The organism is Stenotrophomonas maltophilia (assembly GCF_001676385.1).
Lineage (GTDB): Bacteria > Pseudomonadota > Gammaproteobacteria > Xanthomonadales > Xanthomonadaceae > Stenotrophomonas > Stenotrophomonas maltophilia_J.
Genome location: NZ_LYVJ01000002.1, coordinates 347515 through 361357, shown reverse-complemented (window position 1 = coordinate 361357; position 13843 = coordinate 347515). Strand labels below are relative to the sequence as shown.

The window sequence follows — 13843 nt, the reverse complement described above, 5'->3', positions numbered from 1 at the left end:
CCGGTGTGCCGGCTCAGCCCAACAGCTTCCGCACCTTCGTCAGCGCGGTCATGAACCGCTCGATCTCTTCGTGCGTGTTGTAGAACGCCAGCGAGGCACGGCAGGTAGCCGCGACGCCGAAGTACTGCAGCAGCGGGTGCGCGCAGTGCTGGCCCGAGCGCACGGCCACGCCTTCCAGGTCGAGCAGGGTCGCCAGGTCGTGCGCATGCGCGCCGTCGATCAGGAACGAGACCACGGCGGCCTTCTCCGGCGCTTCGCCGATGATGCGCAGGCCGTCGACGCGGCGCAGCTCTTCGGTGAGGTGCGCCAGCAGTTCGGCTTCGCGCGCTTCCACGTTCTCCTGCCCCAGTTGCCGCAGGTAGTCGGCGGCAACGCCCAGGCCGATGAAACCGGCGATGTTCGGGGTGCCAGCTTCGAACTTGTGCGGCGGGTCGTTGAACACGGTGCCGTCGAAGCTGACTTCCTTGATCATCTCGCCGCCACCGAGGAACGGCGGCATCGCATCCAGGTGTTCGCGGCGGGCCCACAGTGCGCCGGTACCGGTCGGGCCACACATCTTGTGGCCGGTGATGGCGTAGAAGTCACAGCCGATCGCAGCCACGTCGACCTTCCGGTGCGGCACGGCCTGCGAGCCATCAACCACGGTGATGATGCCGCGCTTGCGCGCTTCGCGGCAGATCTCGCGGACCGGGTTGACCGTGCCCAGCACGTTGGAGACATGGGTGACCGCCAGCAGCTTGACCTCGGGGGTCATTGCCGCGCGCAGCGCATCCATGTCCAGTGCGCCGTCAGGCGTGATCTCGGCCACGCGGATCGTGGCGCCGGTACGTTGCGCAACCAGCTGCCACGGCACGATGTTGGCGTGGTGCTCCATGCGTGACACCAGGATCACGTCACCGGCCTTCAGCCGTGGCAGCGCCCACGAATACGCCACCAGGTTGATGGCGAAGGTGGTTCCGCTGCACAGCACCAGCTCGCCGGGGCGGACGTTGAGGAAGCGGGCCAGCGTGTTGCGCGCGCCTTCATAGGCGTCGGTGGCTTCGCTGCCCAGCGCGTGCACGGCACGGCTGACGTTGGCGTTGTAGCGGCGGTAGAACTCGTCCACCGCGCCGATCACCTGCACCGGCTTCTGGCCGGTGTTGGCATTGTCGAAATAGACCAGCGGCTTGCCGTGCACTTCGCGCATCAGCAGCGGGAAGTCGAGGCGCACGCGGTCCCAGTCGGGGGCCCCGGTGTGTGCTTCGATCGGGCGCGGGGTGGACAGGTTCATGCCACACCCGCCTCGGCCAGGGCCTTGTCCAGGCGACGAGCCAGCTGCTCGCGCAGGGCATCGGGCAGGATCTTCAGCGGTTCGTGGCAGAACGCAGCGCTCAGCAGCGCCTGTGCCTGTGCCTGCGGCAGGCCGCGCGAGCGCAGGTAGAACAGCGCGTTGGCATCGAGCTGGCCGACAGTGGCGCCGTGCGCCGCTTTCACTTCATCGGCGTCGATCACCAGCGTCGGTTGGGTGTCGATCTCGGCGTCCGCCGACAGCAGCAGGTTCTTGTTGGACAGGTTCGCGTCGGTGCCATCGGCGCCTTCGCGGATCTGGATGCCACCATGGAACACCACGCGGCTGCGGTTGGCGGCTACGCCGCGCCACAGCAGCTCGCAGGCGGTATCGCGGGCGATGTGGTCGATGCCGAGGCGGGTTTCGACGTGGCGGCGGCCATTGCCGAGCAGCACGCCGTTGGCGGTCAGCTGGGCGTTGTCGCCTTCCAGTCGCACATTCAGTTCATGGCGGCTGAGCGCGGCGCCCAGTTCCAGGTCGACGCGGTGGTACTGCGCGTCGCGGGCCAGCACGGCGTCGGTGCGCAGGAAGCTGGTCTGGCGCGCGCTGCCGGCCTGCACGCGGGCGTGCTTGAGCACGGCGTCGCGGGCGACGTGGGCATGCAGCACGGTGTTGTCCAGGTGGGCGGAGTCACCGACGCTGAAGCGGTGCTCGACCACGCCGAGGCTGGCGCCGGCACGCAGTTCGATCAGGTGGCGGTGATGCCAGGCCAGGTCGGTCTCGCCGGCCACACTGGCGAACACCAGCTGCAGCGGCGCTTCGACCTGCACGCCTTCATCCACGCGCAGCACCACGCCTTCATCGGCCAGCGCGGCGTTGAGGCGGGCGAAGATCTCCTCGCTGCGCTCGTAGCGGCGGCCAAGGAAACGCACGGCGTCTTCGCCGGAGGCCAGTGCGGCCGACAGCGGCTGCAGCTGCACGCCGGCCGGCAGGTCCTGCACGTCGCTCAGCGCGGCATCCAGGCGGCCGTTGACGAACACCAGGCGCGGTGCCGGGATGTCGTCCAGCAGCGCGGCGTCCAGCGCCGGGCCCTGCAGCGGTGCCGCAGCAAACGCACGGCGTTCCAGCTGGCGCAGCGAGGTGTACTTCCAGGCTTCATTGCGGGCGGCCGGCAGGCCGTCGCGCAGGGCCGCATCCAGCACTTCGCGGCGCGCATCGCTGCCGCAGAAGGCCTGGGCCATCGAGTCGAGCAGGGCGCTCATCAGACCGCCGCCTCGGGCACGACCCGATCCTTCAGGAAGTCGTAGCCGTGCGCTTCCAGCTCCAGGGCCAGTTCCGGGCCACCGGTCTTGACGATGCGGCCGTCGGCCAGCACGTGCACCACGTCCGGCTTGATGTAGTCCAGCAGGCGCTGGTAGTGGGTGATGACCAGGAACGAACGGTCGGCGGCGCGCAGCGCGTTGACGCCGTCGGCCACGCTCTTCAGCGCGTCGATGTCCAGGCCCGAATCGGTTTCGTCCAGGATCGCCAGCTTCGGTTCCAGCACGGCCAGCTGGAAGATCTCGTTGCGCTTCTTCTCGCCACCGGAGAAGCCTTCATTGACGCCACGATGCAGCAGTTCGTCCTTCAGGTGCAGCACCGCCAGCTTCTGGCGCACCAGCTTGAGGAACTGCATGGAATCGAGTTCTTCCTCGCCGCGTGCCTTGCGCTGCGCGTTGAGTGCGGCGCGCAGGAAGTAGGTGTTGTTTACGCCAGGGATCTCCACCGGGTACTGGAACGCCAGGAACAGGCCGGCAGCGGCGCGCGCTTCCGGGTCCTGCTCCAGCAGGTCGGCGCCGTCGAACTGCACGCTGCCTTCAGTCACTTCGTAGCCGTCGCGGCCGGCCAGGACATTGCCCAGGGTGGACTTGCCGGCGCCGTTCGGGCCCATGATGGCGTGCACCTGGCCGGGCTTCACGTCCAGCGAGAGGCCCTTGAGGATTTCCTTGTCGCCGATGCGGGCGTGGAGGTTTTCGATCTTCAGCATGGTGGGGATTTCCGTGGGGCGGGCCAGGGCCCGCCGGTAAAGAGATTGCGTTTGCGAGGGCCAGGGGCGGGCGGTCAGCCCACCGAACCTTCCAGCGAGACTTCCAGCAGCTTCTTGGCTTCCACTGCGAACTCCATCGGCAGTTCGCGGAACACCTGCTTGCAGAAGCCGTCGACGATCATCGACACCGCGTCTTCCTGGCTGATGCCACGGGCGCGGCAGTAGAACAGCTGGTCGTCGGAGATCTTGGAGGTGGTGGCCTCGTGCTCGACGGTGGCGCCCGGGTTCTTCACCTCGATGTAAGGGAAGGTGTGGGCGCCACACTGCTTGCCGATCAGCAGCGAATCGCACTGGGTGTAGTTGCGCGCGCCATCGGCGTTGCGGTCCACCTTCACCAGTCCGCGGTAGGTGTTCTGGCCGCGGCCGGCGCTGATGCCCTTGCTGACGATCTTGCTCTTGGTGCGCTTGCCGACGTGGATCATCTTGGTGCCGGTGTCGGCCTGCTGGCGATGGTGGGTCAGCGCGACGGAGTGGAATTCGCCGACCGAGTCATCGCCCAGCAGCACGCAGGAGGGATACTTCCAGGTGATCGCCGAGCCGGTTTCGACCTGGGTCCAGGTGACCTTGCTGCGCGCGCCGCGGCATTCGGCACGCTTGGTGACGAAGTTGTAGATGCCGCCGACGCCGTTCTCATCGCCCGGGTACCAGTTCTGCACGGTGGAGTACTTGATCTCCGCATCTTCCAGCGCCACCAGTTCGACCACCGCGGCATGCAGCTGGTTCTCGTCGCGCATCGGCGCGGTGCAGCCTTCCAGGTAGGAGACGTAGGCCTTGTCCTCGCACACGATCAGGGTGCGCTCGAACTGGCCGGTGTGGCCGGCATTGATGCGGAAATAGGTGCTCAGTTCCATCGGGCAGCGCACGCCCTTGGGAATGAACACGAAGCTGCCGTCGGAGAACACCGCCGAGTTGAGCGCGGCGAAGTAGTTGTCACCCACCGGCACCACGGTGCCCAGGTACTGGCGCACCAGCTCCGGATGTTCCTTGATGGCTTCGGACATCGAGCAGAAGATCACGCCCTTCTCGGCCAGTTCCTTGCGGAACGTGGTGCCCACGGACACCGAGTCGAACACCGCATCCACTGCCACGCCGGCCAGCCTGGCGCGCTCGTGCAGCGGCACGCCCAGCTTGTCGTAGGTGTCGAGCAGTTCCTGCGGCACCTCATCCAGCGAGGCGTACTTCGGGCCCTTCGGCGCGGAGTAGTAGCTGAGCGCCTGCAGGTCGATCGGCGCGATCTCCAGCTTGGCCCAGTCCGGCATCGGCATCGTCAGGAAATGGCGGTAGGCGTCCAGGCGCCACTGCGTCATCCACTCCGGTTCGTCCTTCTTGGCCGACAGGGCACGGATGGTGTCCTCGTCCAGGCCCGGAGGCAGGGAGTCCGATTCGATCTCGGTGATGAAGCCGGCCGAATACTTGCGGCCGAGCTGCTCGTGGATCTCGCGGTTGGGGGTGTCGTCGTGGGCGACGGTTTCGATGGTTTCGGTGGCCATGGGGGCTGCCTGTGGATCAGGAGACGACGTCGACAGCGATGGTGCGGCGCTGTTCGTCATCGGCAAGGGGAAGAGGGGGCAGGATCTGCGCGAGGCTGACATCGCGCAGGGCCTCGGAGACCACGTCGTTGATCAACCGCCAACTGCTGCGCGCGCCGCACTTGGGCGCCATGCCGCACTGGTGGTGGTCGTGGCTGCATTCGGTCAGGGCCAGCGGCCCTTCCATCGCTTCAACCACCTCGAACAGCGAGATGTCGATGGCCGGGCGGGTCAGGCGGTAGCCGCCACGGACCCCGCGCAGGCCTTCGACCAGGCCGGCCTGGGCCAGCGGCTTGAGCACCTTGCTGACGGTGGGGGGCTCCAGGCCGGTGAATTCGGCCAGCTCGGTGGCACTGAGCACCTCGCCCGGACGGGCGGCAAGCACGGTCAGCACGACGGTGGCGTAATCGGTGAGCTTGGTGACGCGCAACATGGGGATGCGAGTGGTTCTTAAAGCGGACTGAAATTGTACGCTTTTATCCGCCGCCATCCAACCCGGGTATTCAGCTGGCGCTGGGCCTGATCCCGGCAGCGGGCCTGCCGCCCGGGCCGCCATGCTGCACCGGCCGGGTGAATTCCGCAATTGCCCGGAATGGGTGAGAATCCGGGTTCCTTTCGCTGCAAACAGCCTGTGCCGATGCCGAAGAAGATCCAAGCCCGCAAGTCCGCCATCCACGGCAACGGCGTGTTCGCCGTAGCCCCGATCAAGCAGGGCGAGCGCGTGATCCAGTACAAGGGCCTGCTGCGCAGCCACGGCGATGTCGATGCCGACGACAGTGGCGACGTGGAAAGCGGCCACACCTTCCTGTTCACGCTCAATGACGACTGGGTGATCGACGCCAACTACAAGGGTAATGACGCGCGCTGGATCAATCACAGCTGCGAGCCCAACTGCGAGGCGGTGATCGAGGAAGACGAGGAGGGCGACAGCCGGGGCGACAAGGTCTTCATCGAAGCCCTGCGCGACATCGCGCCGGGCGAGGAGCTGACGTACAACTACGGCATCGTGCTGGCCGAACGCCACACCGCGAAGCTGAAGAAGATCTGGGAATGCCGCTGCGGTTCCCCCAGGTGCACCGGGACGATGCTGCAGCCCAAGCGCTGACCCGATCTGTAGAGTCGAGCCATGCTCGACTGCTGTTAGCCGGTCATTGCTGGCCACCGTGCGGAGCCGAGCATGGCTCGACTCTACGAGAAGCCGCCGGGCTTGGCCCGGCGCAGCCTTATTTGCCCAGCACGGCGGCCGGCACCAGGTTGCCCAGGTTCTGGTTGAAGGTGACCACCAGCTTGCCGTTCTTCACCTGCGCCGACTGCACCTGCAGCGCGCCGAGCATGCCGGCCACGGCCGGATCCAGCTTGTAGATCGGTTCGCGCTGGGCATAGTCGCTCAGCCAGGCATTGAGCAGCCCGCGGGTACGCGAGTCGAGCCGGCCGCCCTGGTTGGCCGGGGTGAAGTCATCCACGCTCGGTTGCTGCAGATGGAACCCCTGGGTCTGTGCGTCATAGCGCAGGCCGCTGCTGAGCTTCACCGTACCCAGCCTGGCCGGGGTGCCGCCGGCGGTGGCCAGGGCCACGTCCATGCCAAGATTCAAGCGTTCGCCGGCCGGGAGGCTCAGCCGGGGATGGCTCATGGTGAGCGCGATCAGGCCGCCGAGGGCGTCCTGGGTCCGCGGGAAGCTGCCATCGAGGTATTGCTGCACATCGCTGGCACCGACCGACAGTTCGCGGCCTGAAATGGACGGGGCGGCCTGCGCGCCGATGGCAGCAGCGATCAGCACGGTGGAGGCGGCGAGGCGGGTCGTCAGGGAGCGCAGGCGCATGGCGGTGACCGATGGATGCAGGTTGGATGGATCAAAGAGTAGCTTTGCCGGCTGAATCGCGCGTGCATGCCGGGGCAGTGGTTCAGTCCAGCGTTGGCCGCAGCTGTGCCGACTGGATCTGCCAGCGGCGGCCGTCGGTGCTGGGTTGCACCCGGTACCAGCCACCGAAGTGGAGCGTGCCGGTGGCCGTGACCGCGCGGACCTGCACCGGCACTTCGAGCAGGCGGGGCGGTTGCAGATCGTCGCGCGCGACCGGGACCTCGCTGCGCAGGCGCAGGGTCCGCAGATCCTGCAGTTGCCGCAGGGCCGCATCGTCGGCATGCCGCGGGTCGCCCGGTGGGATCGCCCAAGCGGCGTCGCTGGCACTGCGGTCGCGGTTGAGCAATGCCGCCACATAGCGGTTGAGGACCACCGACGGCGGGTCGGCGTCGGCGGCCACTGCCGCATACAACGTATCGGCAGAGGGAGCGGAGGACGCGGGTGCTGGCACCTCGTCGGTGGAGGGGGCGGTCGTAGCCTCCACCGGCAGTGCTTCAGTGGCCGTCACCGCGGGAACGGCCGCGGCATCCGGTGGTGTCGGTCCGGAACACCCCGTCAGCATCCACGGCACGACCAGCAACAGAAACCTGCGCATGACTGCCTCCTCCCCGAGGCGACCAGGAGGGATGCAGTGTATCGGGTGTCACGTACTCAGCGGGAGGAGGGCAGCTGTTCCAGGGCGTCCAGCGCCGGCAGCACCTGCGCGGCGATGGTCGCCACGGCATGGCCCTCGGTTGCGGCGTGGCGCTGCACGATGTCGCGCAGCAGCTGGGTAGCGATCACCAGGGTTGCGCGCTCGTCGCCACTCAGGCCGGCGGTGCGCGGAGCCATTTCCAGCAGGCGCATCAGGTCGCGGCTGGCACGGTGCTCCAACTCGATGGTGCAACGCCCGGTGCACTGCAACCCGTCCTTTTCGATGGGGGTCACCGAGATCCGATAACGGGTGGAGGGGCTGGCCATGAGGGGTGCTCGCCGTAGCTGTGGAGGATGTGCCCACGATAGGCAAGGCGACCGCTGGCGGCGACGGCTGCCGCTGCACGCAGTGTTCCACCCGATACGTTCCGGTGGCCGGACAGGGCAGTCCCGGCCAATGGCAACGGGACTGTGAGCGGAAAAGCGGGGGCCGGGAAACGCTGTGTTGCGGCCGGCGTGCTGGGCGCATCCGCACTGGTGCGATCCACGGCCTGCACAAATGAAAACGGGACGGCCAGAGCCGTCCCGTCGGAATCCACTTTCGGGCGCGCGATTACAGCGCGGCGTCCTTCAGCTTCTTCAGCGGACGCACCTTCAGCTTGGTGGTGGCCGGCTTGGCGGCGAACCACTGTTCTTCCTTGGTGAACGGGTTGATGCCCTTGCGCTTCGGCTTGGCCGGCACATTGACGGTGGTGATCTTCAGCAGGCCCGGCAGGGTGAACGAGCCAGCGCCCTTCTTGTGCACCGAGGAGGCGACGGCGCTTTCCAGCGAGGCGAGCACAGCGCGGACGTCCTTGGCGATGACGCCGGAGGCTTCAGCGATGTGTGCAACCAGGCCGGACTTGGTCAGCACTTCCTTGATCGGCTTCGGAGCGGCCGGCTTGGCGGCTGCCTTCGTCGCGACTTTCTTCACTGCCTTCTTCGGGGCAGCCTTCTTAGCGGTCTTTGCCATGGTTTCCTGTTCCGTGAACGGTTGGTTGTTTGGTCGGCGCCGAACCCCGTCGGCAAGCGCAATGTAGGGCAACTCTCGGGCGCCGCCAATAGCCCGAAGCGCGGAAAGTGCATGTTTTTTCATATCCAGGCCGATTCAGTACATGACCTGTGGCAGGGGACAGGGGCTACGGTGCAGGCGCGGCGGCGGCGGTGGCAGCATCGGCGGGATGCGCGAAACTACTGAAAACAAGGGAAAATACGCGACGGACTGGCTGGCAAGTGCCCGCGCGCGCGGCTGTGGGCGGTGGCCGGCGGCATGCGGCCAAGCGACGCAGGGCTAACGTCTGCCATGCGAGGGTGGGCGTTCATCACCGCAACGCAGGAGCACGACATGGGAATCTCGCGACATGCCACAGCGCACTGGGAAGGCGATCTGAAGTCGGGCAAGGGGCAGTTGAGCACGCCGCAGAGTGGCTTGCTGGACAAGACACGCTATGGGTTCAACAGCCGCTTCGGCGACGAGAAGGGCACGAATCCGGAAGAGCTGATCGCGGCCGCGCATGCCGGCTGTTTCACCATGGCGCTGTCGGCCAAGCTGGGCGAAGCCGGCTTCACCCCGACCGCGCTGGACACCGAGGCCAAGGTCGACCTGTCGCTGGAAGGCGGCCCGCAGCTGTCGCAGATCCGGCTGAAGGTGAAGGCGGTGGTGCCCGGCATCGACGCGGCGCAGTTCCGCGCCATTGCCGATGACGCCAAGCAGAACTGTCCCGTGTCCAAGGCGCTCAGCGCGGTGCCGATCAGCCTGGAAGCCGAGCTGGGCTGAGCCGCCGCCTCTGTAGAGCCGAGCCCACGCTCGGCTTCAGCAGATGCCGTGATCTGGCCGGAATGCAGCCGAGCGTGGGCTCGGCTCTACCCCCTTACCAGTCAATGGTGCCGGTAATCACCGTCTGCACCTGGCCACCGGACCAGACGTCCCCGTCCTCATCGACCCACAGGGTCAGCCTTGCATCATGGCCGACTTCGCGGCCCTGGCTGACTTCGAACGGTGCGCGGCCGTGGGGCAGCGCGCCGCGCAGGTCCAGCCACGCGGCCAGCACGGCGTTGGCGGCACCGGAGGCGGCGTCCTCGAAGCGGCGGCCATTGCCGACGAAGGCGCGCACGGCCAGATCGAAACCCTCGCTGCCATCGCTGAACGCATAGGCGAATACGCCCATGCTGTCGGTGGATTCGGCCAGTTCGGCAATCGCATCCCAGTCCGGGCGCAGGGCACGCAAGGCCGCTTCATCGGCCACCTGCACCACCCACCAGGTGCGTCCGCCCCGCATGCGGGCCGGCGGCAACCTGCCGAGCGGCCAGCCTTCCAATGCCGTCCGCAGGCGTGGGTCGGTGGCGTCGGCGGTCTCCGCCAGCTGCGCGCGCGGAGTACGGATGGCAATGCGCTGCTGCGCGCCCTCGCCGCTGACGCGCAGCGGCAGGCTGCCGGCAAGGCCATCCTGCATCAGCACGCCGTCGACCGGCGTGGCCAAGCCCGCGCGCAGCACCGCATGCGCAGTCCCGACGCTGGGATGGCCGGCGAACGGGACTTCCTTCTGCGGGCTGAACATGCGCAGCCGGTAGCTGGCACCGGCGGCCTGCGGCGGGAACACGAAGGTGGTCTCGGGCAGGCGCGTCCAGCGCGCGATGGCCTGCATGCTGGCGTCGTCCAGGCCCTCGGCGTCGAGCACCACGGCCAGCGGATTGCCGGCGCCAGCGCGCGGGGAGAACACATCCAGCTGCAGGAAACGGCGGGTGGTCATCGGGGCGAAACTCCAGGATCGGGTGGCGCGCAGCTTAACGTGCCGTTGCAGCGCCGAGCCTATGCTCGGCTGCCGTGTGGTGGGCCGCAGCCGAGCGTGGGCTCGGCTCTACGGCCAACGGATATGCCCCTCAATGACCGGCTGCACCTGGCCGCCGATCCAGACGGTGCCCTGCGCATCCACCGACACCTGCACCTGGCCATCGCGGCCGACTTCGCGGCCTTGGCTGGCAATGTAGTTTCCGTGGTCGCCGGCGGGCAGCGCATTGCGTTGCCGCAGCCAGGCGCCGATCAGCGCATTGGCGCTGCCGGTGACCGGGTCTTCCGGCACGCCTGGTGCATCTGCCGGGCAGAATGCGCGTACGACCCGGTCATGACCGGGGCCGGTGTCGTCGGCGAATACCGCCAGCCCGGTCGCATCGGTGGCGATGCTCCAGTCGCGCAGCGCTTCCATGCCCGGCACCAGGCTGCGCACGGCAGCGGCGTCGCGCAGCGGCAGCAGCCACCAGCGTGCGCCGTTGTCCCACAGTTCGGGCGCGTGCCCCTCGGCTGCGAGAGCCAGCAGCGCCGTGGGCGCTGCGTCGGCTGTCGTGGCCAGCCGACGGGCCGGTGGGCTGGCCAGTTGGATCTCCAGTGCCCCGGCCGGGCCGCTCACCCGTACCGGCAGCAACCCCGCCGCGCATTGCTGCAGCAGGGCACCGTCGCGTGGTTGGACCAGGCCGCAGGTCACCGCCGCCCAGGCTGCGCCGACGCTGGGGTGGCCGGCAAAGGCCAGCTCGCAGGTCGGGGTGAAGATGCGGATGTGGTAATCGGCGCCGGGCGCGCTGGGACGCAGGAAGAACACCGTCTCGGACAGGTTCAGCCAAGCGGCCAGGGCCTGCATCTGGCTGCTGGAGAGCCGGTCGGCCTCGAGCACGACACCCAGGGGGTTGCCGGTGCCGGGGCGGGGGGCGAAGACATCGAGCTGCAGGTAACGAAGAACGGCCATCTGCGGGGGCATTGCGCTTAGAATCGGGGGTTCCGCCCCCGAGGGCGGCTTCCCCACATTCTACATAGCCAATCCATGTCAGCTTCCCCCCTTGTCGATCGTTGGATCGTACTGAAGTTCGGCGGCACTTCGGTGTCGCGTCGTCACCGCTGGGACACGATCGGGAAGCTGGCGAAAAAACGCGCGGAAGAAACGGGTTCCCGGGTGCTGGTGGTGGTTTCGGCGCTGTCCGGGGTCACCAACGAACTGACCGCGATCGCCGATGGCGCGGCGGACAGTCGTGATCGCGTGGCCGCATTGGTGGAACGCCATGAGGGCTTCCTGGCCGAGCTGGGCCTGGGCCGCGAGGTGCTGGCCGAGCGCCTGGCGGCATTGCAGGGCCTGCTCGACGATGCGCGTGCGGCCACGCGTCCGCTCGACTGGCAGGCCGAAGTGCTGGGCCAGGGCGAGCTGCTGTCCTCGACCCTGGGCGCGGCCTACCTGCGCGCCTCGGGCCTGGACATGGGCTGGATGGACGCGCGCCACTGGCTGGCCGCGCTGCCGCCGCAGCCGAACCAGAGCGACTGGTCGCAACGCCTGTCGGTGAACTGCCAGTGGCGTGCGGATGCCGGGTGGCTGGAGCGCTTCCGCGCACAGCCGACGCGCCTGCTGATCACCCAGGGCTTCATCTCGCGGCATGCCGACGGCGGCACCGCCATCCTCGGCCGCGGCGGCTCGGATACTTCGGCCGCGTACTTCGGCGCGCTGCTTGGTGCCAGCCGCGTGGAGATCTGGACCGATGTGCCGGGCATGTTCAGTGCCAACCCGAAGGACGTACCGGACGCACGCCTGCTGACCCGCCTGGACTATTACGAAGCGCAGGAAATCGCCACCACCGGCGCCAAGGTGCTGCATCCGCGTTCGATCAAGCCGTGCCGCGATGCCGGCGTGCCGATGGCCATCCTCGATACCGAGCGCCCGGAACTGCCGGGCACCAGCATCGACGGCAGCGCCGCGCCGGTGCCGGGCGTAAAGGCGATCAGCCGCCGCAACGGCATCGTGCTGGTATCCATGGAAGGTATCGGCATGTGGCAGCAGGTCGGCTTCCTGGCCGATGTGTTCGGCCTGTTCAAGAAGCATGGCCTGTCGGTCGACCTGATCGGTTCGGCCGAAACCAACGTTACCGTGTCGCTGGACCCGTCCGAGAACCTGGTCAACACCGATGTGCTGGCCGCCCTGTCGGCGGACCTGTCGCAGATCTGCAAGGTCAAGGTGATCGTGCCGTGCGCGGCGATCACCCTGGTCGGCCGTGGCATGCGTTCGCTGCTGCACAAGCTCTCGGATGTGTGGGCTACCTTCGGCCGCGAGCGCGTGCACATGATCTCGCAGTCGTCCAACGACCTGAACCTGACGTTCGTCATCGACGAGGCCGATGCCGATGGCCTGTTGCCGATCCTGCACGCCGAACTGATCGACAGCGGCGCGATGCCGGTGGAAGAGACCGAAGTGTTCGGGCCGCGCTGGCGCGAGATTGCTGGCACCGTGCGCCCGCGTGGCACGCCCTGGTGGTGGGGCCAGCGTGCGCACCTGCTGCAGCTGGCCGACGCCGGAACGCCGCGCTACGTGTACCACCTGCCGACGGTACGCGCCCGCGCCCGCGCGCTGGCCGCAATCAAGCCGATCGACCAGCGCTACTACGCGATCAAGGCCAACAGCCACCCGGCCATCCTGCAGTTGCTGGAGGCCGAGGGCTTTGGCCTGGAATGCGTGTCGCACGGCGAACTGAAGCATGTGTTCCAGCACCTGCCGGAGCTGTCGCCCAAGCGCGTGCTGTTCACCCCCAGCTTCTGCCCGCGCAGCGAGTACGAGGCGGCGTTCGCGCTCGGCGTAACCGTCACCGTCGACAACGTCGAAGCACTGCAACGCTGGCCGGACCTGTTCCGCAACCGCGAGCTGTGGTTGCGCGTGGACCTGGGCCGTGGCGAGGGCCACCATGCCAAGGTCCGTACCGGTGGCAAGGATTCCAAGTTCGGCCTGCCGATCGCCCGCGTCGACGAATTCGTGCGCGCGGCCACCGATCTGGGCAGCCGTGTGGTTGGGCTGCATGCCCATCTGGGCAGCGGCGTGGAGACGTCCCAGCACTGGCGCCTGATGTGCGATGAGCTGGCCGGTTTCGCCCGCCGCATTGGCAGCGTGCAGACCATCGACATCGGTGGCGGCCTGCCGATTCCATACAGCGACGAAGACGAGCCCTTCGACCTCGAAGCCTGGGCCGCCGGCCTGGCCGAAGTGAAGGCGTTGCACCCGGCGTTCCGCCTGGCCATCGAGCCGGGTCGGTACCTGGTGGCCGAGTCCGGGGTGTTGCTGGCCCACGCCACCCAGGTGGTGGAGAAGGATGGCGTGCGCCGCGTCGGCCTGGATGCCGGCATGAACGCGCTGATGCGCCCGGCGCTGTACGACGCCTGGCACGACATCGAAAACCTCAGCCGCCAGGGGGGCTATGCCGAGGCCGCGTTCGATGTGGTCGGCCCGATCTGCGAGTCCAGCGATGTGCTCGGCAGGCGCCGCAGGTTGCCGGTGTCGACCGCACCGGACGACGTGATGCTGATCGCCGACGCTGGCGCCTATGGCTATGTGATGGCAAACACCTACAACCAGCGGGCGCTGCCGCGCGAGGACGTGATCGAATGATGGCCTCCTGCCACCTGCACCCG

At 67.8% G+C, this 13843-nt stretch carries 14 protein-coding genes; 3 read left to right on the top strand and 11 right to left on the bottom strand.

Features of this window, described 5'->3' with window-relative positions:
• Positions 1–13: 13 nt before the first annotated feature.
• From A9K58_RS03955 to A9K58_RS03935, 5 genes are all read right to left on the bottom strand, one after another.
• Positions 14–1270, bottom strand: a complete 1257-nt coding sequence (locus A9K58_RS03955) for a cysteine desulfurase (RefSeq protein ID WP_065198091.1) — start codon at positions 1268–1270, stop codon at positions 14–16.
• Positions 1267–2529, bottom strand: coding sequence for a Fe-S cluster assembly protein SufD (sufD, locus tag A9K58_RS03950; protein ID WP_065198090.1), 1263 nt, complete (start codon positions 2527–2529; stop codon positions 1267–1269). Before sufD ends, A9K58_RS03955 begins: the two co-directional genes overlap by 4 nt.
• On the bottom strand, positions 2529–3293 hold the full coding sequence (gene sufC / locus A9K58_RS03945; protein WP_065198089.1) for a Fe-S cluster assembly ATPase SufC: 765 nt from the start codon (positions 3291–3293) through the stop codon (positions 2529–2531). The genes sufD and sufC overlap by 1 nt, the downstream gene beginning before the upstream one ends.
• A 74-nt stretch (positions 3294–3367) precedes the next feature.
• Positions 3368–4843, bottom strand: a complete 1476-nt coding sequence (gene sufB / locus A9K58_RS03940) for a Fe-S cluster assembly protein SufB (RefSeq protein WP_065198088.1) — start codon at positions 4841–4843, stop codon at positions 3368–3370.
• A gap of 16 nt (positions 4844–4859) precedes the next feature.
• Entirely contained in the window at positions 4860–5315 is a 456-nt protein-coding gene (locus tag A9K58_RS03935; RefSeq protein ID WP_065198087.1) for an SUF system Fe-S cluster assembly regulator, read from the bottom strand.
• Between the two features lie 204 nt (positions 5316–5519).
• Between A9K58_RS03935 and A9K58_RS03930 the strand changes: the two genes are divergently transcribed.
• A complete protein-coding gene (locus A9K58_RS03930) occupies positions 5520–5987 on the top strand; it encodes an SET domain-containing protein (protein ID WP_065198086.1) in 468 nt (155 codons plus the stop codon).
• 118 nt (positions 5988–6105) lie between these two features.
• Here A9K58_RS03930 and A9K58_RS03925 read toward each other — a convergent pair whose 3' ends face one another.
• The 4 genes from A9K58_RS03925 to A9K58_RS03910 all read right to left on the bottom strand — a co-directional run bounded on the left by A9K58_RS03925 (position 6106) and on the right by A9K58_RS03910 (position 8386).
• Positions 6106–6702, bottom strand: a complete 597-nt coding sequence (locus A9K58_RS03925) for a YceB family lipoprotein (RefSeq protein ID WP_065198085.1) — start codon at positions 6700–6702, stop codon at positions 6106–6108.
• An 82-nt stretch (positions 6703–6784) separates the two neighbouring features.
• Positions 6785–7336, bottom strand: coding sequence for a hypothetical protein (locus A9K58_RS03920; protein WP_065198084.1), 552 nt, complete (start codon positions 7334–7336; stop codon positions 6785–6787).
• A 56-nt stretch (positions 7337–7392) separates the two neighbouring features.
• Positions 7393–7701 carry a DUF3861 family protein gene (locus tag A9K58_RS03915; protein ID WP_065198083.1) on the bottom strand — a complete coding sequence of 103 codons (309 nt, stop codon included), beginning with the start codon at positions 7699–7701 and terminating at the stop codon, positions 7393–7395.
• A gap of 286 nt (positions 7702–7987) precedes the next feature.
• Positions 7988–8386: an HU family DNA-binding protein gene (locus tag A9K58_RS03910; RefSeq protein ID WP_010483539.1), complete on the bottom strand. Its 399-nt coding sequence runs from the start codon at positions 8384–8386 to the stop codon at positions 7988–7990.
• Positions 8387–8758: 372 nt separating this feature from the next.
• Between A9K58_RS03910 and A9K58_RS03905 the strand changes: the two genes are divergently transcribed.
• Complete coding sequence (locus A9K58_RS03905; protein ID WP_065198082.1) at positions 8759–9190, top strand: OsmC family protein; 432 nt, start codon at positions 8759–8761, stop codon at positions 9188–9190.
• Between the two features lie 94 nt (positions 9191–9284).
• Here A9K58_RS03905 and A9K58_RS03900 read toward each other — a convergent pair whose 3' ends face one another.
• A complete protein-coding gene (locus A9K58_RS03900; RefSeq protein ID WP_065198081.1) occupies positions 9285–10163 on the bottom strand; it encodes a PhzF family phenazine biosynthesis protein in 879 nt (292 codons plus the stop codon).
• Between the two features lie 108 nt (positions 10164–10271).
• Positions 10272–11150 carry a PhzF family phenazine biosynthesis protein gene (locus A9K58_RS03895; RefSeq protein ID WP_065198080.1) on the bottom strand — a complete coding sequence of 293 codons (879 nt, stop codon included), beginning with the start codon at positions 11148–11150 and terminating at the stop codon, positions 10272–10274.
• 75 nt (positions 11151–11225) lie between these two features.
• Here A9K58_RS03895 and A9K58_RS03890 point away from each other — a divergent pair, with 75 nt between their 5' ends.
• Positions 11226–13820 carry a bifunctional aspartate kinase/diaminopimelate decarboxylase gene (locus A9K58_RS03890; protein WP_065198079.1) on the top strand — a complete coding sequence of 865 codons (2595 nt, stop codon included), beginning with the start codon at positions 11226–11228 and terminating at the stop codon, positions 13818–13820.
• The last annotated feature ends 23 nt before the right edge of the window (positions 13821–13843 follow it).